Here is a 21,939-nt window from a genome sequence, read left to right as displayed (position 1 = left end):
ACCGAACCGTGAAGAGCGCCGTGGAGAACCTGAACCCGACCCGGGTTCGGCTCACTGTCGAGGTGCCCTTCGAGGAGCTCAAGGACAGCCTCGACGCGGCGTACAAGAAGATCAACCAGCAGGTCACGGTGAAGGGCTTCCGGAAGGGCAAGATCCCGGCGCGCGTCATCGACCAGCGGTTCGGTCGGGGCGCCGTGCTCGAGGAGGCCGTCAACGACGCGCTCCCGAAGTTCTACACCGAAGCGGTCAACGAGGCTGAGCTGAACGTCCTCGGCCAGCCCGAGGTCGACATCACGGAGCTGAAGGACGGCGAGACGCTGAACTTCACCGCCGAGGTCGACGTCCGCCCCGCCATCGAGATCCCGGACTACTCCGGCATCGAGGTCGAGGTCGACGCCGTCGAGGTCACCGACGAGGACATCGACAAGGCCGTCTCCGACCTGCGCGAGCGCTTCGCGTCGACCTCCCCGGTCGAGCGCGCCGCCGAGGACGGCGACGTCGTCACCATCGACCTGGAGGCCAAGGTCGACGGCGAGGTGCTGGAGGACGGCATCGCCAGCGGTGTCTCCTACACCATCGGTTCCGGCGAGCTGCTCGACGGCATCGACGACGCCGTGAAGGGCCTGGAGGCCGGTGGCGAGGCCACCTTCGCCTCCGACCTCAAGGGCGGCTCCGCCGCCGGCAAGGAGGCCGAGGTCACCGTCAAGGTCACCCAGGTGGCCGCGCGTGAACTCCCTGAGCTCGACGACGACTTCGCCCAGCTCGCCTCCGAGTTCGACACCCTCGACGAGCTCAAGGCGGACAGCCGCAAGCGCCTCGAGAACATGAAGCAGTACGACCAGGCCACGCAGGCCCAGGAGCGCGTCCTGGAGAAGCTGCTCGAGCTGGTCGAGGTGCCCGTCCCCGAGAAGCTGCTCGAGGACGAGATCAACACCCGCAAGCACAACCTGGAGCACCACCAGCTCGGCCAGATGGGCCTCGACCTCGGGAAGTACCTGGAGATCCAGGGCAAGACCGAGGAAGAGTTCGACGCCGAGACCAAGGAAGCGGCGATCAAGGGCATCAAGACGCAGTTCGTCCTTGACGAGCTCGTCAACAAGGAGAAGCTGAACGTCAACCAGGAGGAGCTCACCGAGCACCTCATGCGGCGCGCGGCCTCCTCCGGCATGTCCCCCGACCAGTTCGCCCAGGCCGTCGTCGAGGGCGGCCAGGTGCCGATGCTCGTCGGCGAGGTCGCCCGCGGAAAGGCCCTCGCGGTCGTCGTCGAGGCCGCCACGGTCAAGGACACCAACGGCGAGATCGTCGACCTGGACGACGAGGAGGACGAGACGGCCGAGACCGTCGAGGCCGCCGAGGCCGCGGACGCCGAGGCCGCGGACGCCGAGGACAAGCCCGAGGCCTGATCGTCTCGCGTGTGAAGCACAGACCGATGGGCCCCGGGAACAGCTGTCCCCAGGGCCCATCGGCCTACCCGGGGGCGCGGGGAACGGTGCGCGCGACCCCCGCCTCGCCGCAGCGGCGTGCCGCCCCTCCCGGCCCCCCGGCGGGTGCGGCCTTTCGGGGGGTGCGCGCCGCCGGCCCGCCCCCCGGGGAACGGGACCGAAACCCTGGTGGAGCCGACGGAGCGCATGCGCTCACAGCGAACAGTTCCCTCTGCGGGATTCCCCGGGGGGAGCAGCGCGTTAGGGTCCATGAATACGAGGGCAGGGGAGTCCCCGGACGCCGCCGGGAGGCGGTGCGGAACCCGGGGTCCCAGGCCCCTGCAGAAGACGTGAGACGGCCCGGCGCCGTCGTAAGACGAGCAGGTGGATACGTGACGAATCTGATGCCCTCCGCCGCCGGTGAGCCCAACTTCGGTGGTGGCCTCGGCGACCAGGTCTACAACCGGCTGCTCAACGAGCGGATCATCTTCCTCGGCCAGCCGGTGGACGACGACATCGCCAACAAGATCACCGCGCAGCTGCTGCTCCTTGCCTCCGACCCGGACAAGGACATCTACCTCTACATCAACAGCCCCGGCGGATCGATCACGGCCGGCATGGCGATCTACGACACCATGCAGTACATCAAGAACGACGTGGTGACGATCGCCATGGGCATGGCGGCCTCGATGGGCCAGTTCCTGCTCAGTGCCGGTACCCCCGGAAAGCGCTTCGCCCTGCCGAACGCCGAGATCCTGATCCACCAGCCCTCCGCTGGCCTCGCCGGCTCCGCGTCGGACATCAAGATCCACGCCGAGCGGCTGCTGCACACCAAGAAGCGGATGGCGGAGCTGACCTCCTTCCACACCGGCCAGACGGTCGAGCAGATCACTCGTGACTCGGACCGCGACCGCTGGTTCGACCCGATCGAGGCCAAGGAGTACGGCCTCATCGACGACATCATGCCCACCGCTGCCGGTATGCCGGGCGGCGGCGGCACCGGGGCGGCGTAACCGGCGTACGCGGCGCACTGTGGCGCGAGCCGGAGTGCATCCGACGTACACGCGCCCCTCAAGCCCCTCAGCCGACCGCCTCAGCCCTTTTCAGGCTCTTCAGGAGACACAGTGAACGACTTCCCCGGCAGCGGCCTCTACGCCCGCACGCAGGCCGAGTACACCGGCCCTCGCGCGGAGTCCCGCTACGTCATCCCGCGCTTCGTCGAGCGCACCTCGCAGGGCGTTCGTGAGTACGACCCGTACGCGAAGCTCTTCGAGGAGCGCGTGATCTTCCTCGGCGTGCAGATCGACGACGCCTCCGCCAACGACGTCATGGCACAGCTGCTGTGCCTGGAGTCGATGGACCCCGACCGTGACATCTCGGTCTACATCAACAGCCCCGGCGGCTCCTTCACGGCGCTCACGGCCATCTACGACACGATGCAGTTCGTGAAGCCGGACATCCAGACGGTCTGCATGGGCCAGGCCGCCTCGGCCGCGGCGATCCTGCTGGCCGCCGGCACCCCGGGCAAGCGCATGGCGCTGCCGAACGCCCGTGTGCTGATCCACCAGCCCTACAGCGAGACCGGCCGCGGCCAGGTCTCGGACCTCGAGATCGCCGCGAACGAGATCCTCCGGATGCGTTCGCAGCTGGAAGAGATGCTGGCCAAGCACTCGACCACGCCGATCGAGAAGATCCGCGAGGACATCGAGCGCGACAAGATCCTCACCGCTGAGGACGCGCTTGAGTACGGTCTGATCGACCAGATCATCTCCACCCGGAAGATGAACAACTCCGCGGTCGTGTGACGTATCGCTGTACCGTCTGTCGCTCCTTGGCGTGGTTCACGACAAAGTGAACCACGCCAAGGGGGGCCCGAACGGGGGGCTCGGCAAGGTACCGTCGGACATAAGGCAGCACCAGGAGCCGCTGGACCTAGGCGTCTCCCAGGCGAAGGGGAAGCACACCGTGGCACGCATCGGTGACGGCGGCGATCTGCTCAAGTGCTCGTTCTGTGGCAAGAGCCAGAAGCAGGTCAAGAAGCTCATCGCAGGCCCCGGTGTGTACATCTGCGACGAGTGCATCGATCTCTGCAACGAGATCATCGAAGAGGAGCTCGCCGAGACGAGCGAGGTGCGGTGGGAGGAACTCCCCAAGCCCCGCGAGATCTACGAGTTCCTGGAGGGGTACGTGGTCGGCCAGGAGTCGGCCAAGAAGGCCCTCTCGGTCGCGGTGTACAACCACTACAAGCGGGTCCAGGCCGGCGAGAACAGCACCGGCCAGAACCGTGACGACGCCATCGAGTTGGCGAAGTCGAACATCCTGCTGCTCGGCCCCACGGGCTCGGGCAAGACGCTCCTGGCGCAGACCCTGGCCCGGATGCTGAACGTGCCGTTCGCCATCGCCGACGCGACCGCGCTGACCGAGGCGGGGTATGTCGGCGAGGACGTCGAGAACATCCTGCTGAAGCTCATCCAGGCGGCGGACTACGACGTCAAGAAGGCCGAGACCGGCATCATCTACATCGACGAGATCGACAAGGTCGCCCGTAAGAGCGAGAACCCGTCGATCACGCGCGACGTGTCCGGTGAGGGCGTCCAGCAGGCCCTGCTGAAGATCCTCGAGGGCACCACGGCCTCCGTACCGCCCCAGGGCGGGCGCAAGCACCCGCACCAGGAGTTCATCCAGATCGACACGACGAACGTCCTGTTCATCGTGGGCGGTGCCTTCGCGGGCCTGGAGAAGCTCATCGAGGCGCGGGCGGGCGCGAAGGGCATCGGCTTCGGTGCGACCATCCGCTCCAAGCGGGAGCTGGAGTCCAAGGACCAGTTCGAGGACGTCATGCCCGAGGACCTGGTCAAGTTCGGCATGATCCCCGAGTTCATCGGGCGTCTGCCCGTCATCACCTCGGTCCACAACCTGGACCGCGAGGCCCTGCTCCAGATCCTCGTCGAGCCGCGCAACGCACTGGTGAAGCAGTACCAGCGCCTCTTCGAACTCGACGGTGTGGAGCTGGACTTCGAGCGTGAGGCCCTGGAGGCCATCGCCGACCAGGCCATCCTCCGCCAGACCGGTGCCCGTGGTCTGCGCGCCATCATGGAGGAAGTCCTGATGTCCGTGATGTACGAGGTCCCCTCGCGCAAGGACGTCGCCCGGGTCGTCATCACGGCGGACGTCGTTCACTCGAACGTGAACCCCACCCTGATCCCCCGCGACGCCCGCCGCGGCGGCTCCGGAGAGCAGAAGACGGCGTAACGCCGGCCAGACATACGACGAAGGGCGCCCGGTGAATCCCACCGGGCGCCCTTCTGCGCGCGAACAGGTCGTCGTGCTGCCCGCCCAACTGCCCTGGACACAGACGGAGGTGGGGCCCGGCCGTCCGGCCGGGCCCCACCTCCGTCGTCCGGTCCGCGCGTCAGATCTTGACGCGGACGTCCTTGCGGAGCTTGGCGGCGATGTCGGCCGCGGCCTCCGGAGTGCTGCCCTTGCCGGCCATCATGCTCGCGATGTCGATCGGCATGACGAAACCGAGAGTGCTGTGGTCGCCCCAGATGCAGACCGGCATCGTGAACTCGCTGGGGCCGCCCGAGGAGGACTTGTCGTTCTTGACCTTGACCTCCTGGCACTTGAGGACGGCACCGTCGAGGCCGCTCGGCTCGTAGGCCTTGGGGCTGCCGACGAGTTCGCCTTCGTCGGTGCCCTCCTTCTCCTGGTTCTTCTTCATGTCGGCGAACATGTTGTCGACGGCCTTCTCGGGGTCGTCGATGGTGCCGTAGACACCGCCGAACGAGATCTGCTTCATGGCGAGCGGGTTGCTCTCGTCACCCGACTGGTACGCCGCGCTCACGTCCTTGGGGTTCTGCACACCCCAGCCCTCGGCGTCCTTCAGGTCCGACTTGGTCATGCCGCCGGTGTCGTCGGACTTGTCGCTCTTCTTGTACTCGCCGTTGATCACCGTGGCCGGCGTCGTCAGCTTGTGCGGGCCGTCGTCCGCGACGTCCGAGCCGCCGCCTCCGCCGCCGATCACGAAGTACGCACCCACCGCGATCGCCGCGACGACCGCGACCGCGCCGATGATGAGGCCGGTCTTCTTCTTGCCGCCTTCCGGGGCCGGCGGCTGCGGCACGGCGCCGTAGGGCTGCTGGCCGTACGGCTGCTGGCCGTAGGGAGGGGTCTGTGGCGGGACGCCCTGGGGGGCCTGCTGCGGGTAGCCGTAGCCGGGCTGCTGCGCGGGCGGCGCCTGCTGGGGGTAGCCGTAGCCGGGCTGGGGGGCCTGCGGCGGCTGCTGGCCGTACGGGCCCGGCTGACCGTGCGGTCCGGGCTGCTGGGGCTGCCCGCCGTACGGGCCCGGCTGGTTGTAGCTCATTACTGGGTTCCCCTCCAGATGCTTATGTGTTCCGAACATCCTGGCGCACAGGTCAGGCGCCCCACTCCCCGGGGGCCGCACCGTTACGAAAGAATCGTGTTTCGGGACAGGGGCGTGACGCCCCTAAACTGACCCCGTGACCGACAACGCTCAGCAGCAGCCGCCAGCATCCACTCCCGAACTGCCGACCCAGTACGCGCCGGCCGAGGTAGAGGGGAAGCTGTACGAGCGCTGGGTGGACAAGGGGTACTTCGCCGCCGACGCGAAGAGCGAGAAGCCGGCGTACACCATCGTCATCCCCCCGCCGAACGTGACTGGTTCCCTGCACCTGGGCCACGCCTTCCAGCACACGCTGATGGACGCCCTCACCCGCCGCAAGCGCATGCAGGGGTACGAGGCCCTGTGGCTGCCCGGCATGGACCACGCCGGCATCGCCACCCAGAACAAGGTCGAGCAGCAGCTCGCCGAGGAGGGCAAGTCCCGGCAGGACCTCGGGCGCGAGGAGTTCGTCGAGCGCGTCTGGCAGTGGAAGGAAGAGTACGGCGGCAAGATCCTCGGCCAGATGCGGCGCCTCGGGGACGGCGTCGACTGGGACCGCGAGCGGTTCACCATGGACGAGGGCCTGTCGAAGGCCGTCCAGACCATCTTCAAGAAGCTGTACGACGACGAGCTGATCTACCGCGCCGAGCGCATCATCAACTGGTGCCCGCGCTGTCTGACGGCGATCTCGGACATCGAGGTCGAGTACCAGGAGGACGACGGCGAGCTCGTCTCCATCAAGTACGGGGAGGGCGACGAGACCCTCGTGGTCGCCACCACCCGTGCCGAGACGATGCTCGGCGACACAGCCGTCGCCGTCCACCCCGACGACGAGCGGTACAAGCACCTGGTGGGCAAGCGGATCAAGCTGCCGCTCACCGACCGGTCCATCCCCGTCGTCGCCGACACCCACGTCGACCCCGAGTTCGGCACCGGTGCCGTCAAGGTCACTCCCGCCCACGACCCGAACGACTTCGCGATCGGCCAGCGCCACGGCCTGGAGTCGATCACGGTCATGGACGAGCGGGCCGTCATCACCGTCCACGGGCCCTTCCAGGGCCTGGACCGCTTCGAGGCACGCAGCGCCATCGTCGCGGCGCTGCGCTCGCAGGGCCGGATCGTCGCCGAGAAGCGCCCGTACCTCCACTCCGTGGGCCACTGCTCACGCTGCCGGACGACCGTCGAGCCGCGCCTGTCCATGCAGTGGTGGGTCAAGGTCGGCCCGCTGGCGCAGGCCGCCGGTGACGCGGTCCGTGACGGCCGGGTCGCCATTCACCCCGCCGACATGTCGAAGCGCTACTTCGACTGGGTCGACAACATGCACGACTGGTGCATCTCGCGCCAGCTGTGGTGGGGCCACCGCATCCCCGTCTGGTACGGGCCGGACGGCGAGGTCGTCTGCGTCGGTCCCGACGAGGAGGCGCCGACCGGTGAGGGCTGGCGTCAGGACACCGACGTCCTCGACACCTGGTTCTCCTCGGGCCTGTGGCCGTTCTCCACGCTCGGCTGGCCGGAGAACACCCCCGACCTGCAGAAGTTCTATTCGACCGACGTCCTGCTCACCGGCCACGACATCATCTTCTTCTGGGTCGCCCGGATGATGATGTTCGGTCTGTACGCGATGGACGGCGAGGTCCCGTTCAAGACCATCGCCCTCACCGGCCTGGTCCGCGACGAGCGCGGCAAGAAGATGTCGAAGTCCTTCGGCAACGTCGTCGACCCGCTCGACTGGATGGACAAGTACGGCTCCGACGCCGTCCGCTTCACCCTGGCCCGCGGTGCCAACCCCGGTACGGACGTGCCGATCGGCGAGGACTGGGTCCAGGCGTCCCGGAACTTCGCCAACAAGATCTGGAACGCCACCCGCTTCGCGCTGATGAACGGCGCGACGGTCGAGGGCCCGCTCCCCGAGCCGGAGAAGCTGTCGGCGACCGACCGCTGGATCCTGTCCCGGCTCAACAAGACCGTGGCCGCGGTCGACGCGTTCTACGAGGACTTCCAGTTCGCGAAGCTCTCCGACGCGCTCTACCACTTCGCCTGGGACGAGGTCTTCGACTGGTACGTCGAGCTGTCCAAGACGACGTTCATGGGCGGCGGCGAGGCCGCGAAGGTCTCCGGCCGGGTCCTCGGCGAGGTCCTGGACGTGACGCTGCGCCTGCTCCACCCGGTCGTCCCGTTCGTGACGGAGACCCTCTGGACCACCCTCACCGGTGGCGAGTCGGTCGTCGTCGCCGACTGGCCGAAGGACAGCGGCTTCCGTGACGACGCCGCGGAGCGGGAGATCGAGTCGCTCCAGCAGGTCATCACCGAGGTCCGCCGGTTCCGCGCCGACCAGGGTCTCCAGCCCGGCCAGCGCGTCCCGGCCCGGCTGACGCTCGACGGCACCGCGTTCGCCCCGCACGAGGCGGCCATCCGCCAGCTGCTGCGTCTTCAGCCGGAGGGCGACGGCTTCTCGGCCACGGCGACCCTGCCGGTCGCGGGCGCCGAGGTCGCCCTCGACCTGTCGGGCACCATCGACGTGGCCGCGGAGCGCAAGCGCCTCGCGAAGGACCTCGCGGCCGCCGAGAAGGAGAAGGCCCAGGCGAACGCCAAGCTCGGCAACGAGGCCTTCCTCGCCAAGGCGCCGGACAACGTCGTGGAGAAGATCCGCACGCGGCTCGCCAAGGCGGACGAGGACATCGCCCGTATCCAGGCACAGCTGGACCGCCTGCCCGAGGCGTAGGCACCGGCGCGTGACACCCCGGGGAGCCCTGCTCCCCGGGGTGTTCCGCTGTCCGCCCGTCCGGTGCCCGTCGCCGAGGCCGTACGCGCTCGCGCGGGGGCCTGGAAGCCCCATGTGCACGGACCTGGGACGGGTCGGGCGGACGGGGCGAAAACCCCACACGAACACAACCCCGCGGCGCTCCGTAGACTGGCCTCGTGAGTGACCTGCCCCCGCACGACAGCAGCGAGCCGGACGAGCCGGAGCCCCGCGATCCGCTGGGTCTCTTCGACGAGATCGTCGCGGCCGAGACCGACCGAGACCCCGACCTGGCGGTGATCGAGGCCGGCAGCCGCACCCTGCGCACCCAGGGCGGTGGCGCCCCGACGCCCGACGTCCCCGCGCGCCCGGCCGACCCCGAGGTCGACAAGGCGCTGCGCGAGGTCGAGGCCGAGCTCGCGACCCGCTGGGGCGAGACCAAGCTGGAGCCGTCCGTCGCCCGGATCGCCGCCCTGATGGACGTGCTCGGGGAGCCGCAGCGCGCCTACCCCTCCATCCACATCACCGGGACGAACGGCAAGACGTCCACGGCCCGCATGATCGAGGCCCTCCTCGGCGCCTTCGACCTGCGCACCGGGCGGTACACCAGCCCGCACGTGCAGTCGGTCACCGAGCGGATCAGCCTGGACGGGGCGCCGATCTCCGCCGAGCGGTTCATCGAGACGTACGAGGACATCAGGCCGTACGTGGAGATGGTCGACTCGCAGCAGGAGTACCGGCTGTCCTTCTTCGAGGTGCTGACCGGCATGGCGTACGCGGCCTTCGCGGACGCGCCGGTCGACGTGGCCGTCGTCGAGGTCGGCATGGGCGGCAGCTGGGACGCGACCAACGTGATCGACGGCGACGTCGCCGTGGTGACGCCCATCGACCTCGACCACACCGACCGGCTCGGCGGGACGCCCGGCGAGATCGCCGTCGAGAAGGCCGGCATCGTCAAGCAGGGCGCCACCGTCATCCTGGCGCAGCAGCCGGTCGACGCGGCCCAGGTGCTGCTGAAGAAGGCCGTGGAGGTCGACGCCACCGTCGCCCGCGAGGGCCTGGAGTTCGGCGTCGTCGCACGGCAGGTCGCCGTCGGCGGACAGCTGGTCACGCTGCGCGGGCTCGGCGGGGAGTACGAGGACGTCTTCCTGCCGCTGCACGGGGCGTACCAGGCGCACAACGCGGCCGTGGCGCTCGCCGCGGTCGAGGCGTTCTTCGGCGTCGGCGCCGCCCGCGCCGAGCGGCTCGACATCGACACCGTCCGCAAGGCCTTCGCCTCGGTCTCCTCGCCGGGCCGCCTGGAGATCGTGCGCCGCTCGCCGACCGTCGTCCTGGACGCCGCGCACAATCCGGCCGGAGCCCGTGCCACCGCCGAGGCCGTCAGCGAGGTCTTCGACTTCAGCCGGCTGATCGGTGTCGTCGGCGCGAGCGGCGACAAGAACGTACGCGGGCTGCTGGAGGCCTTCGAGCCGATCTTCGCCGAGGTCGTCGTGACGCAGAACTCCAGCCATCGCGCGATGGACGCGGACGAACTGGCCGGGATCGCCGTCGAGATCTTCGGCGACGAGCGGGTGCAGGTCGAGCCGCGGCTCGACGACGCCCTGGAGGCCGCGATCACGCTTGCCGAGGAGGAGGGCGAGTACGCGGGCGGAGGCGTCCTCGTCACCGGCTCGGTCATCACGGTCGGCGAGGCCCGGCTGCTGCTGGGGAGGGGCTGACCACATGCGTACGCTCTGTGCTTCGACGCTGATCGGCGAGTTCTTCGTGATCGGTTTCGCCGGGCTCGTCGCCATGAAGGACCCGGATCTGTCGGCGTCCACGGTGTGGACCGTCAGCGGCATCGTCATGGGGTTGAGCGTGCTGCTCTGCGGCATGATCACCCGGCCCGGAGGTGTCCAGCTCGGCTGGGCGCTGCAGATCGCGCTGATCGCCGGCGGGTTCGTGGTGCCGTCCATGTTCTTCCTCGGCGCGATCTTCGCGGCCCTGTGGTGGGCGTCCGTCCACTACGGTCGCAAGATCGACGAGGCGAAGGCGAGGTTCGCCGCCCAGGCGGAGGCCGGCGGCAACGCGGCGTAGCCACCCGCGACTTGTCCCTCCCGCGCGCCGCGCGGGAGGGCCCGTCCCGGGGAGACCGGGCGCGTCCGGCGCCCGTCACACCTGACTCTGTGTAACAGGCACCCGGACAAGCCCTGTAGCCTCGGTCCTCCGCACACTTGTGACCTGAAGGAGCCACCCCGTGAGCCAGCGCACCCTCGTCCTCCTCAAGCCCGATGCCGTCCGTCGGGGACTGACCGGCGAGATCATCAGCCGTATCGAGCGCAAGGCCGGCTGGCAGATCACCGCGCTGGAGCTGCGGACGCTGGACCAGGACACGCTGGAGCAGCACTACGGCGAGCACAAGGGCAAGCCCTTCTACGAGCCGCTGGTGGCGTTCATGTCCTCGGGTCCCGTCGTGGCGCTGGTCGTCGAAGGTGAGCGCGTCATCGAGGGTGTGCGGGCGCTGGCCGGTCCGACCGACCCGATCGCCGCGGCCCCGGGCTCCATCCGCGGTGACTTCGGTGTCATCGTCCGCGAGAACCTGATCCACGCCTCGGACTCCGAGGAGTCGGCCGAGCGTGAGCTGAAGATCTTCTTCCCGGGTCGTGTCTGAGGGTCGCGGACGTCAAGTTTTCGAATTATTTTCTGAGGGGCCGTCACGTCGCTCGGATGCCTGACCTGGGACGGCCGATGGTTTTCGGCCGTCCCGTGGCATATGCGTGGCGATCGGGGGAACGCATGCCTCCGATGGCCCGTCTCCAGAAGCGAGGCGGTTCATCATCTGCTGACAATGGCGAAGACCCTCGCGCAGTGTTCGGGCAGGCGCGTCTACGATGGAAGCCTTCACGTCGCTGCACCCACCTCGCCGTCCTAAAAAGCCGTCAAAGCTCCACTTGGGAAGGCCAGACGAATCCTGATGGGGAACTCAATGTCGTTCATCGGCCGTGACATGGCTGTCGACCTCGGGACCGCCAACACGCTGGTGTACGTCAGGGGTCGCGGGATCGTACTCAACGAGCCGTCCGTCGTCGCGATCAACACCAACACCGGTGGGATCCTGGCGGTCGGCGCGGAAGCGAAGAAGATGATCGGCCGGACGCCGGGCAACATCGTGGCCGTGCGTCCGCTGAAGGACGGTGTGATCGCCGACTTCGAGATCACCGAGCGCATGCTCCGCTACTTCATCCTGAAGATCCACAAGCGGCGCTACCTCGCCCGTCCCCGTGTCGTCGTCTGTGTGCCCTCCGGCATCACCGGAGTCGAGCGCCGTGCCGTCATCGAGGCGTCGTCCCAGGCCGGAGCCCGCCAGGTGCACATCATCGAGGAGCCCATGGCCGCGGCCATCGGATCCGGCCTGCCGGTCCACGAGGCCACGGGCAACATGGTGGTGGACATCGGCGGCGGCACCACGGAGGTCGCGGTCATCTCGCTCGGCGGCATCGTCACCGCCCAGTCCATCCGCGTCGCGGGCGACGAGCTGGACAATGCGATCATCCAGCACATCAAGAAGGAGTACAGCCTCCTCCTCGGTGAGCGCACCGCCGAACAGATCAAGATCACGATCGGTTCGGCGTACGACCTGGACGCCGACGAGCACACCGAGATCCGTGGCCGCGACCTGGTCTCCGGACTGCCCAAGACCGTCGTCATCTCCGCGGCCGAGGTCCGCAAGGCGATCGAGGAGCCGGTCAACGCGATCGTCGACGCCGTCAAGACGACGCTCGACAAGTGCCCGCCCGAGCTCTCCGGCGATGTGATGGACCGCGGGATCGTTCTGACCGGCGGCGGCGCGCTGCTGCGCGGTCTCGACGAGAGGCTGCGGCGCGAGACCGGCATGCCGATCCACATCGCCGAGGACCCGCTGGACAGCGTGGCGCTCGGTTCCGGCAAGTGTGTCGAGGAGTTCGAGGCGCTCCAGCAGGTCCTGGACGCCCAGCCCCGCAGATGACGTAACACTTCGATTCCGCCGTACGAGATCATCCCTTCTCGTGCGGCGGATCGTTGATATGGAGGCATAAACTCCTCCGACATAGAGTCATATCCTCCCCCATAACAGCCTGATCGCCCCGTGAGCATCACTTCGCTCGGGGTTCGCCCCTGTTGAACCATTCCAACGAGGAAGGCACGGCCGCCGCACGTGAGGGACACACGAGAGAGCCGGCTGCTCCTGGTGCTGCTGATCGCCATCGCGTTCGCACTGATCACGGTGGACATCCGCGGCGGGCAGGACTCGCCGGTGGACGGCGCCCGGGAGGCCGCCGCCACCGTCTTCGGCCCGATCGAGAACGGGGTGTCGTCCGCGGTCGACCCCGTCGGCAACGCGATCTCGGCGGTCCGTGACTCCGGCGACCGGCACGACCGCATCGCGCAACTGGAGCGCGACAACGCGGCGTTGAAGGCGAAGCTCGGAAGCGACGACCGCAACCGCAGCCGCCTCAAGCAGCTCGACAAGATGATCAAGGTGGCCGGTGAGGGCCAGTACGGCATCAAGGGAGCCGAGGTCATCGCCATAGGGGCCGCCCAGGGCTTCTCCTGGACCGTCACCATCGACGTCGGCGCCAACGACGGCGTCAAGCGCGACATGACCGTCCTGAACGGCGACGGCCTGGTCGGCCGCGTCACCACGGTGGGCCCCGACACCGCGACCGTCCTCCTCGCCAACGACCCCGACTTCACCGTCGGCACGCGGATGGAGTCGACCGACGAACTCGGCTTCGCCTCCGGGCAGGGCGACCGCCCGCTGCGCGTCGAACTCCTCAACGGCAAGGCCAAGATCAAAAAGGGCGACCGGCTGATCACCTTCGGCTCGCAGGCCGACAAGCCCTTCGTGCCCGGCGTCCCCGTCGGTGTCGTCTCCCGTGTCGACCCGTCCGGCGGCGGCCTGACCCGCACGGTCTACGTCAAGCCGTTCGCCTCGTTCACCAAGCTCGACATCGTCGGCGTCGTCGTGACGGCCCCCCGCAAGGACCCGCGCGACGAAGTGCTGCCGCCCAAACCCAAACCGACGCCCACGCCGACGGTGACCGTCACGGTCACCCCCTCGGCGGACGCCACCGACGACGGCCAGCAGCAGTAGCAGGAGGAGCCGAATCCCATGCGTTTCAACCGGATGCTGCTCTCCGCCACCCTGGTGGTCGTCGCCCTGGTGATCCAGGTGAGCGTCCTGGCCCGGCTCCACCTCCCGGGCGCCGTCCCGGACCTGGTGCTGCTGACCGTCCTCGCCCTCGCCATGGTCTACGGCCACGTCAGCGGAGCCCTCATCGGCTTCGGAGCCGGCCTGCTCGCCGACCTCGCACCGCCCGCCGACCACGCCGCCGGACGCTACGCGCTCGTCCTGTGCGTCATCGGCTACCTCGCCGGACTGGCGAAGCCCGAGACCGGCCGGCTCAAGTCCGCGACCGGACCGATGGCCGTGGTCGTCGCCGCCGCGATCGGCTCCACGATGCTGTATGCCGGTGTCGGCGCCCTCGTCGGTGACACCGCCGCCCGCCACGTGGGCCTCAGCAGCTTGCTGCTCACGGCCGCGGTCTACGACCTGCTGCTCGCGCCGTTCGTCGTCCCCGCACTGATGGCCCTGGCCCGGCGCGCCGACAACGACCCGCTCGCCGAGGCCGGTTCGTCCAAGGCGGCCGACGTCTCCGCCGGCTGGCTCTCGTCCGGCACCGGCCTGCGCATCGGCGGCCAGCGCGGCGGCCTGCGCGTCAAGGCGGCCAAGGCGCGCGTCGCCCGCGCCGGACGCATCAAGGGGGTCAAGCGGCTGTGAGCGCACCCCAAGCGCCGCTCGCGACACGGGACTTGACCGGCCGCGGCGCCACCGCGCACAGGTTCGCCGTGTACTCGTATGTCCCGTACACACACTGAGAGGGGGAGGCACCAGTGACCAACATCCCCGAGACCGGCCGGACCCCACGGGTCCAGATCCGGCTCGTCGTCATCCAGATTCTCGTACTCTCCCTCCTCGGCACGCTCGGCGGACGCCTCTGGTACCTCCAGATCCGCAACGGGGACGAGTACGCCAAGGAAGCCTCCGGCAACCACGTCCAGCAGGTCGTGCAGCCCGCCGTGCGCGGCTCGATCCTGGACGCGCGGGGCGTGCCCATCGCCGACAACGAGACCCGGCTCGTGGTCTCCGCCTCCCGCACCGACCTGCTGAAGATGAAGGACGACGGCAAGGCCGTCCTCACCAAGCTCGCCGCGGTCCTGGACATGAAGCCCAAGGACGTCATGGAGAAGGTCCGCCTCTGCGACTCCAAGACGCCGCAGCCCTGCTGGAACGGCTCGCCCTACCAGCCGATCCCCATCACCGACGAGGCCACCCCCAGGCAGGCCCTGCAGATCCGCGAGCGCTCCGAGGACTTCCCCGGCATCACCGCCGAGCCCGAGGCCGTGCGCCGCTACGCGGCCCCCGGCAAGGCCAACACCGCACAGGTCCTCGGTTACCTCTCACCCGTCACCGACGACGAGATCACCAAGGCCAAGGACAGCGACTCGCCCTACCTGCGCTCCGACCAGGTCGGCCGCAGCGGCCTGGAGCGCGAGTACGACAAGGAGTTGCGCGGCAAGGCCGGCGTCACCCGCTACGAGGTCGACAACCTCGGCCGCGTCATCGGCAAGGCCAAGAGCGACGAGGCCGAACCCGGCGCCAACCTGGTCACCAGCATCGACGCCCGGGTGCAGCGCGTCGCCGAGTACGAACTGAACGAGGCGATGAAGATCGCCCGCACCCAGTTCGACAAGATCACCGGCGAGAACTACAAGGCAGACTCCGGCGCGGTCGTGGTGATGGAGGCCAAGACCGGCCGGGTCGTCGCCATGGCGTCCAACCCGTCGTACGACCCGAACGCCTGGGTCGGCGGCATCTCCGGCAAGGACTACGCGCGGCTCACCGGCAAGAAGTCCAACTACCCCCTGCTGAACCGCGCCATACAGGGTCAGTCGGCGCCCGGCTCGACGTTCAAGGTGGTCTCCACGGCCGCCGCCGTCGAGGCCGGATACGACTTCGACGGCCGGTACCCGTGCACCAGCTCGTACTCCGTCGGCGGCCAGACCTTCAAGAACTTCGAGGGCGAGAGCTTCGGTCCCATCTCGCTCGGCCGGGCGCTGGAGGTCTCCTGCGACACCGTCTTCTACGGCCTCGCCGACCGCGAGTGGAAGAAGGACGGCGGCATCAACCCCAAGAAGGGCCAGCCGAAGGACTTCTTCTACAAGACCGCCCACCAGTTCGGCCTCGGCAAGGAGACCGGCCTCGACCTGCCCAACGAGGTCACCGGCCGCATCCCGGACCGGAAGTGGAAGGCCGACTACTGGAAGGCCAACAAGGACGCCTGGTGCAAGACCGGCAAGAAGAACGGCAGCTACGTCGAGAAGATCGCGTACGAGAACTGCCTCGAGGGCAACAAGATGCGCGAGGGTGACTCGATCAACTACTCCATCGGTCAGGGCGACACGCTCGTCACCCCGATCCAGGAGGCCGTGATCTACGGGGCACTCGCCAACGGCGGCACCATGTACAAGCCGACCATCGGCAAGGCCATCGTCAGCGCCGACGGCAGGACGGTCCAGGAGATCAAGCCCCGGCCCAGCGGCAAGCTGCCGATCGACAAGGCCACGATCAAGGGCATGGACGCCGCCCTCGAAGGCGTCGTCACCCGCGGTACGGCCGCCTGGAAGTTCGGCGGCTGGCCGCAGGACAAGATCCCGCTGCACGCCAAGACCGGTACCGCCGAGGTCTACGGCAAGCAGACCACGTCCTGGCTGGCCACGTACTCCAAGGACTACACGATCGTCATGACGATCGCCCAGGCCGGTACGGGTTCCGGCGCCTCCGGTGAGGCCGTGCGCAGCATCTACAACGCGCTCTACGGCGTCGGCACCGACGGCTCGATCGACAAGAAGCGGGCCCTGCTGCCGACCCCGCAGAAGAGCCTGCCGAAGATCCAGACCGACGGCTCGATCGACGCACCGGAGATGTCCAAGGACCCGGCCAAGGACCTTCAGGCCACCGAGAAGGACACGTCCGAGGACGACGACCAGAAGCTGCCCGCCGGCACTACACCGTCGCCGACCGCGAGCAACCGCGACACCCGCAGGCGCACCGCCCGCCCGAAGAAGCGGCGGAGGAACCTGACATGACGACCGGAGCGACCAAGCTGCTGAGGATGCGGACATGACCGGAGCGAACAACTTCTCCGTCTCCGGGTACGGACCCGAACGTGCCGGCTGGACCCGCCTGTTCGCCCGCGACTCGCTGGCCCGCCGGCTCGACTGGCCGATACTGCTGTCGGCGATCGCGCTCTCGCTGATCGGTACGGCACTCGTCTACTCGGCGACCCGCAACCGCACCGAGATCAACCAGGGCGACCCGTACTACTTCCTCGTCCGGCACCTCATGAACACCGGCATCGGGTTCGCCCTGATGGTCGGCACGATCTGGCTCGGCCACCGCACCCTGCGCACGGCCGTGCCGATCCTGTACGGCCTCTCCGTCTTCATGATCCTGCTGGTGCTGACCCCGCTGGGTGCCACCGTCAACGGCGCCCACGCCTGGATCGTCTTCGGCGGCGGCTTCTCGCTCCAGCCCTCCGAGTTCGTGAAGATCACGATCATCCTGGGCATGGCGATGCTCCTCGCGGCCCGTGTCGACGCGGGCGACAAGCCCTACCCCGACCACCGCACGGTCCTTCAGGCCCTCGGCCTCGCCGCCGTCCCGATCATGATCGTGCTGCTCATGCCCGACCTCGGCTCGGTCATGGTCATGGTGATCATCATCCTCGGTGTGCTGCTCGCCTCCGGCGCCTCCAACCGCTGGGTCTTCGGCCTGCTCGGCACCGGCGCCCTCGGTGCGATCGCCGTCTGGCAGCTGCACATCCTGGACGAGTACCAGATCAACCGCTTCGCCGCCTTCGCCAACCCCGACCTCGACCCGGCCGGCGTCGGCTACAACACCAACCAGGCCCGTATCGCCATCGGTTCGGGCGGTCTCTTCGGCACCGGGCTCGGCCACGGCTCGCAGACCACCGGCCAGTTCGTCCCCGAGCAGCAGACCGACTTCGTCTTCACGGTGGCGGGGGAGGAGCTGGGCTTCGTCGGCGCCGGGCTGATCCTCGTCCTGCTGGGCGTCATCCTGTGGCGCGCCTGCCGCATCGCCCGCGAGACGACCGAGCTCTACGGCACGATCGTCGCCGCCGGCATCATCGCCTGGTTCGCCTTCCAGGCCTTCGAGAACGTCGGCATGACGCTCGGCATCATGCCCGTCGCCGGCCTTCCCCTGCCGTTCGTCTCGTACGGCGGCTCGTCCATGTTCGCGGTGTGGGTGGCCGTCGGGCTGTTGCAGTCGATCCGGGTGCAGCGGCCCATGTCGGCGTAGCCGGTGCGGGGGCCGGCGCCGGCCCTGGCGCCGGAGTGGGAGCGGGGCTGGTCCGGGTTCGCGCCGAGCCGACCCGGGGCGGGCGCCGGTTCCGGGCCGATGCCGGCGCGAGGTGGGCGCTGGTCCGGGGCCGGGGCGAATTCCGGCCCCTTCCTGCGCTCCCGCGGGTCCGGGCACTGCCATCCCGGCCCCGACGGCACTAGATTCGGTTCATGGCGGACACGAAGCGCGAGATCGAGCGGAAGTACGAGGGTCCCTCGGCCGGAGGGGACACCGGTCTGCCGGACCTGACCCGCGTACCGGGAGTCGCCGGCGTCATCGACAAGGGTCTGGCCGAGCTCGACGCCACCTACTACGACACGGCCGACCAACGGCTCGCCGCCGCCTCCCTCACGCTGCGCCGCCGCACCGGCGGTGACGACGCGGGCTGGCACCTCAAACTCCCGGTCTCCGAAGGCGTCCGCGACGAGGTCCGCGCGCCGCTCTCCGACACCGTCCCCCGCGCGCTGAGCGGCCTCGTCCGCTCCCGTGTGCGCGACGCCGAACTCGTCCCCCTCGTCCGCCTGCTGTCGGCCCGCGACGTCCGCCACCTCGTCGACGCCTCCGGCGCCCTGCTCGCCGAGGTCAGCCTCGACCGCGTCCACGCGGAGCGGCTCGGCGGCGGCAAGGGCACCGCCGAGTGGACCGAGATCGAGGTGGAACTCGCGGACGACGGCGACCCCGCCTTCCTCGACAAGGTCGAGAAGAAGCTCCGCAAGGCGGGCATCAGCCGCTCCTCCTCGCCCTCGAAGCTCGCCAGGGCGCTCGGCGAGACGGGCAAGAGCGAGACGGGCAAGAGCGAGACGGGCAGGAAGAAGTCCGCCACCGCCGGGCCCGAGGACGCCCCCGTCACCGCGGGGGACCACGTCCTCGCCTACCTCCGCGCCCAGCGCGACGCGGTCGTCGAACTGGACCCCGCCGTCCGCCGCGACGTCTACGACTCCGTGCACAGCATGCGCGTCGCCACCCGCCGGATGCGCAGCGCCCTCCGTTCGTACGACAAGGTCCTCGACCGCTCCGTCACCGATCCGATCGGTGACGAACTGAAGTGGCTCGCGGGCGAGCTGGGCGTCGACCGCGACCAGGAAGTGCTCACCGAACGGCTCACCGAGTCCCTCGACGGCCTTCCCCGCACCACCGTCTCCGGGCCCGTCCGCACCCGGCTGCGCACCTGGGCCCACGCCCGCCGCGGCGGCTCCCGGCGGCGCCTGATCGCCGTACTGGACGGCAGCAGGTACCTCGACCTGCTGATCGCGCTCGACGCGCTCGTCACCGAGCCGCCGCTGCTCGAGGCGGCGGGCGGCGACCCCTCGACGGTGATCGCGAAGGCCGTCCGCAAGGACTACGGGAAGGTCGCCGGCCTGGTCGGCCAGGCCCTCGACCTGCCCCCGGGCGCAGACCGCGACAGCGCGATGCACGAGGCCCGCAAGAAGGCCAAGCGCGCCCGGTACGCGGCCGAGGCCGCCACCCCCGCCCTCGGCGGGCCCGCGGCCGACCTGGTCAGGTCGATGAAGTCCCTGCAGACCCTGCTCGGCGATCACCAGGACAGCGTGATGACCCGAGAAGCGCTGCGCGAGCTGTCGGTACAGGCCCACGGGGCGGGGGAGAACGCCTTCACGTACGGCGTGCTGTACGGGCGCGAGGAGCAGCGGGCGGCGGCGGCCGAGGCGGCGCTGCCCGGCCTGTGGGAGGCCGTGGAGGAGCAGACCGCGGTCTGACCGCCCGGCGAGCTTCCGTGCCCGTCTCAGGCACCCTGGCTGGGGCTGGGGCTGGGGCTGGGGCTGGGGCTGGGGCTGGGCCGGAGCCGGGGCTGGGTCCGCGGCCGACGGTCCGGTGCTCCCCTCCGGTCGCGTTAGGCTAGATGGTCACCCCTGTCAGCTCACGAAGGTTCGCGAGATGCCCGCCGAAACCGCCGAGGCCGCTGAGTCTGTGTTTCCGCAGCTCGAAGCTCTGCTCCCGCACGTGCAGAAGCCGATCCAGTACGTCGGCGGAGAGCTCAACTCCACGGTCAAGCCCTGGGACGCCTGTGACGTCCGCTGGGCGCTGATGTACCCCGACGCCTACGAGGTCGGACTGCCCAACCAGGGCGTCATGATCCTCTATGAGGTACTGAACGAGCGCGAGGGCGTCCTCGCCGAGCGCACCTACAGCGTGTGGCCGGACCTGGAGGCGCTGATGCGGGAGCACGACGTCCCGCAGTTCACCGTGGACAGCCACCGCCCGGTGAAGGCCTTCGACGTGTTCGGCCTGTCCTTCTCCACGGAGCTGGGCTACACGAACATGCTCACGGCTCTCGACCTCGCCGGGATTCCCCTGGAGTCCAAGGACCGTACGGTCGACGACCCGATCGTGCTGGCCGGCGGCCACGCGGCCTTCAACCCCGAGCCCATCGCCGACTTCATCGACGCGGCGATCATCGGCGACGGCGAGCAGGCCGTGCTCGACATGACCGAGATCATCCGCGCCTGGAAGGCGGAGGGCCGTCCCGGCGGTCGCGAGGAGGTCCTCTTCCGCCTCGCGAAGACCGGCAACGTCTACATCCCGGCGTTCTACGACGTCGAGTACCTCCCCGACGGCCGCATCGCCCGTGTCGTCCCGAACAAGTCGGGCGTGCCGTGGCGCGTGTCCAAGCACACCGTCATGGACCTCGACGAATGGCCCTACCCGAAGCAGCCGCTGGTCCCGCTGGCCGAGACCGTCCACGAGCGGATGTCCGTGGAGATCTTCCGCGGCTGCACCCGTGGCTGCCGCTTCTGCCAGGCCGGCATGATCACGCGTCCCGTGCGGGAGCGAAGCATCACCGGTATCGGCGAGATGGTCGAGAAGGGTCTGAAGGCGACCGGCTTCGAGGAGGTCGGCCTGCTCTCCCTGTCCTCCGCGGACCACTCGGAGATCGGCGACATCGCCAAGGGCCTCGCGGACCGGTACGAGGAGGACAAGATCGGTCTGTCCCTTCCCTCCACCCGCGTGGACGCCTTCAACGTCGACCTGGCCAACGAGCTGACCCGCAACGGCCGCCGCTCCGGCCTCACCTTCGCCCCCGAGGGCGGCAGTGAGCGCATGCGCAAGGTCATCAACAAGATGGTCTCGGAAGAGGACCTCATCCGGACCGTCTCCACCGCCTACGGCAACGGCTGGCGCCAGGTGAAGCTGTACTTCATGTGCGGCCTGCCGACGGAGACGGACGAGGACGTCATGCAGATCGCCGACATGGCGATGAACGTGATCGCCGAGGGCCGCAAGGTCTCCGGCCAGAACGACATCCGCTGCACGGTGTCCATCGGCGGCTTCGTCCCCAAGCCGCACACCCCCTTCCAGTGGGCCCCGCAGCTCTCCGCCGAGGGGACGGACGCCCGCCTGGAGAAGCTCCGCGACAAGATCCGCGGCGACAAGAAGTACGGCCGCTCGATCGGCTTCCGCTACCACGACGGCAAGCCGGGCATCGTCGAGGGCCTGCTCTCCCGCGGCGACCGCCGTATCGGCGCCGTGATCCGCGCCGTCTACGAGGACGGCGGCCGCTTCGACGGCTGGCGTGAGCACTTCTCGTACGACCGCTGGATGGCCTGCGCCGAGAAGACGCTCCCGGCGTTCGGCGTCGACGTCGACTGGTACACCACCCGCGAGCGCACCTACGAGGAGGTCCTCCCCTGGGACCACCTCGACTCGGGCCTCGACAAGGACTGGCTGTGGGAGGACTGGCAGGACGCCCTCGACGAGACCGAGGTCGAGGACTGCCGCTGGACCCCGTGCTTCGACTGCGGCGTCTGCCCGCAGATGGACACCCACATCCAGGTCGGTCCCACCGGCAAGAAGCTCCTGCCCTTGACGGTCAAGAACGCCGGCCCGACGCCTGCTTCGAGCGGTCACACGCACTGAGGTGAGCGGGGCGCGCCCCCTTCCTTGATCGGAAGGGGGCGCGTTGGCGTTCGCCGGC

16 protein-coding genes are annotated in these 21,939 nt (G+C 69.1%); 15 read left to right on the top strand and 1 reads right to left on the bottom strand.

Annotated elements, in window-relative coordinates; translation table 11 throughout:
• Positions 1 to 8: 8 nt before the first annotated feature.
• The 4 genes from tig (at position 9) to clpX (ending at position 4,673) form a co-directional block, all read left to right on the top strand.
• Complete coding sequence (gene tig / locus ACZ4IF_RS03895) at positions 9 to 1,403, top strand: trigger factor (protein WP_467559250.1); 1,395 nt, start codon at positions 9 to 11, stop codon at positions 1,401 to 1,403.
• A gap of 422 nt (positions 1,404 to 1,825) precedes the next feature.
• Positions 1,826 to 2,434 (top strand): ATP-dependent Clp protease proteolytic subunit, encoded by a 609-nt coding sequence (locus ACZ4IF_RS03890; protein WP_028802636.1) that lies wholly within the window; start codon positions 1,826 to 1,828, stop codon positions 2,432 to 2,434.
• Positions 2,435 to 2,545: 111 nt separating this feature from the next.
• The gene (locus ACZ4IF_RS03885) at positions 2,546 to 3,226 is read left to right on the top strand and encodes an ATP-dependent Clp protease proteolytic subunit (RefSeq protein ID WP_028802635.1); all 681 of its coding nucleotides are present in this window, start codon (positions 2,546 to 2,548) and stop codon (positions 3,224 to 3,226) included.
• Positions 3,227 to 3,386: 160 nt separating this feature from the next.
• The gene (clpX, locus tag ACZ4IF_RS03880) at positions 3,387 to 4,673 is read left to right on the top strand and encodes an ATP-dependent Clp protease ATP-binding subunit ClpX (protein ID WP_028802634.1); all 1,287 of its coding nucleotides are present in this window, start codon (positions 3,387 to 3,389) and stop codon (positions 4,671 to 4,673) included.
• Between the two features lie 160 nt (positions 4,674 to 4,833).
• On the opposite strand, the gene ACZ4IF_RS03875 is transcribed toward clpX, so the two are convergent.
• Entirely contained in the window at positions 4,834 to 5,784 is a 951-nt protein-coding gene (locus ACZ4IF_RS03875) for a hypothetical protein (RefSeq protein ID WP_467559248.1), read from the bottom strand.
• A 136-nt stretch (positions 5,785 to 5,920) separates the two neighbouring features.
• Here ACZ4IF_RS03875 and ACZ4IF_RS03870 point away from each other — a divergent pair, with 136 nt between their 5' ends.
• The 11 genes from ACZ4IF_RS03870 to ACZ4IF_RS03820 all read left to right on the top strand — a co-directional run bounded on the left by ACZ4IF_RS03870 (position 5,921) and on the right by ACZ4IF_RS03820 (position 21,881).
• Complete coding sequence (locus ACZ4IF_RS03870; protein WP_467559246.1) at positions 5,921 to 8,545, top strand: valine--tRNA ligase; 2,625 nt, start codon at positions 5,921 to 5,923, stop codon at positions 8,543 to 8,545.
• 197 nt (positions 8,546 to 8,742) lie between these two features.
• The gene (gene folC, locus ACZ4IF_RS03865; RefSeq protein ID WP_467559244.1) at positions 8,743 to 10,281 is read left to right on the top strand and encodes a bifunctional tetrahydrofolate synthase/dihydrofolate synthase; all 1,539 of its coding nucleotides are present in this window, start codon (positions 8,743 to 8,745) and stop codon (positions 10,279 to 10,281) included.
• 4 nt (positions 10,282 to 10,285) lie between these two features.
• Positions 10,286 to 10,639 carry a DUF4233 domain-containing protein gene (locus tag ACZ4IF_RS03860; RefSeq protein ID WP_359487140.1) on the top strand — a complete coding sequence of 118 codons (354 nt, stop codon included), beginning with the start codon at positions 10,286 to 10,288 and terminating at the stop codon, positions 10,637 to 10,639.
• A 160-nt stretch (positions 10,640 to 10,799) separates the two neighbouring features.
• A complete protein-coding gene (gene ndk, locus ACZ4IF_RS03855; protein ID WP_095934321.1) occupies positions 10,800 to 11,213 on the top strand; it encodes a nucleoside-diphosphate kinase in 414 nt (137 codons plus the stop codon).
• A gap of 315 nt (positions 11,214 to 11,528) precedes the next feature.
• A complete protein-coding gene (locus tag ACZ4IF_RS03850; protein ID WP_028802628.1) occupies positions 11,529 to 12,548 on the top strand; it encodes a rod shape-determining protein in 1,020 nt (339 codons plus the stop codon).
• 189 nt (positions 12,549 to 12,737) lie between these two features.
• Complete coding sequence (gene mreC / locus ACZ4IF_RS03845; protein ID WP_467559241.1) at positions 12,738 to 13,676, top strand: rod shape-determining protein MreC; 939 nt, start codon at positions 12,738 to 12,740, stop codon at positions 13,674 to 13,676.
• A gap of 18 nt (positions 13,677 to 13,694) precedes the next feature.
• The gene (gene mreD / locus ACZ4IF_RS03840) at positions 13,695 to 14,363 is read left to right on the top strand and encodes a rod shape-determining protein MreD (protein ID WP_467559239.1); all 669 of its coding nucleotides are present in this window, start codon (positions 13,695 to 13,697) and stop codon (positions 14,361 to 14,363) included.
• Between the two features lie 113 nt (positions 14,364 to 14,476).
• On the top strand, positions 14,477 to 16,732 hold the full coding sequence (mrdA, locus tag ACZ4IF_RS03835; RefSeq protein WP_467559237.1) for a penicillin-binding protein 2: 2,256 nt from the start codon (positions 14,477 to 14,479) through the stop codon (positions 16,730 to 16,732).
• A gap of 34 nt (positions 16,733 to 16,766) precedes the next feature.
• On the top strand, positions 16,767 to 17,966 hold the full coding sequence (gene rodA / locus ACZ4IF_RS03830) for a rod shape-determining protein RodA (RefSeq protein WP_467559235.1): 1,200 nt from the start codon (positions 16,767 to 16,769) through the stop codon (positions 17,964 to 17,966).
• Between the two features lie 212 nt (positions 17,967 to 18,178).
• On the top strand, positions 18,179 to 19,723 hold the full coding sequence (locus tag ACZ4IF_RS03825) for a CYTH and CHAD domain-containing protein (protein ID WP_467559233.1): 1,545 nt from the start codon (positions 18,179 to 18,181) through the stop codon (positions 19,721 to 19,723).
• Between the two features lie 178 nt (positions 19,724 to 19,901).
• Positions 19,902 to 21,881, top strand: coding sequence for a TIGR03960 family B12-binding radical SAM protein (locus ACZ4IF_RS03820; protein ID WP_467559231.1), 1,980 nt, complete (start codon positions 19,902 to 19,904; stop codon positions 21,879 to 21,881).
• Positions 21,882 to 21,939: the final 58 nt, after the last annotated feature.

Source organism: Streptomyces sp. NPDC025784 (assembly GCF_055558435.1).
The sequence above is the reverse complement of the archived record's forward strand: the minus strand, read 5'-3'. Positions and strand labels throughout refer to the sequence as shown.

What these genes read in the sequence shown, in the direction of transcription:
- ACZ4IF_RS03820 (WP_467559231.1), top strand. Translation starts at nt 19,902, where the DNA reads ATGCCCGCCGAAACCGCCGAGGCCGCTGAGTCTGTGTTTCCGCAGCTC.
- ACZ4IF_RS03850 (WP_028802628.1), top strand. Translation starts at nt 11,529, where the DNA reads ATGTCGTTCATCGGCCGTGACATGGCTGTCGACCTCGGGACCGCCAAC.
- rodA (WP_467559235.1), top strand. Translation starts at nt 16,767, where the DNA reads ATGACCGGAGCGAACAACTTCTCCGTCTCCGGGTACGGACCCGAACGT.
- ACZ4IF_RS03890 (WP_028802636.1), top strand. Translation starts at nt 1,826, where the DNA reads ATGCCCTCCGCCGCCGGTGAGCCCAACTTCGGTGGTGGCCTCGGCGAC.
- ACZ4IF_RS03875 (WP_467559248.1), bottom strand. Translation starts at nt 5,784, where the DNA reads ATGAGCTACAACCAGCCGGGCCCGTACGGCGGGCAGCCCCAGCAGCCC.
- ACZ4IF_RS03860 (WP_359487140.1), top strand. Translation starts at nt 10,286, where the DNA reads ATGCGTACGCTCTGTGCTTCGACGCTGATCGGCGAGTTCTTCGTGATC.
- ACZ4IF_RS03825 (WP_467559233.1), top strand. Translation starts at nt 18,179, where the DNA reads ATGGCGGACACGAAGCGCGAGATCGAGCGGAAGTACGAGGGTCCCTCG.
- mreD (WP_467559239.1), top strand. Translation starts at nt 13,695, where the DNA reads ATGCGTTTCAACCGGATGCTGCTCTCCGCCACCCTGGTGGTCGTCGCC.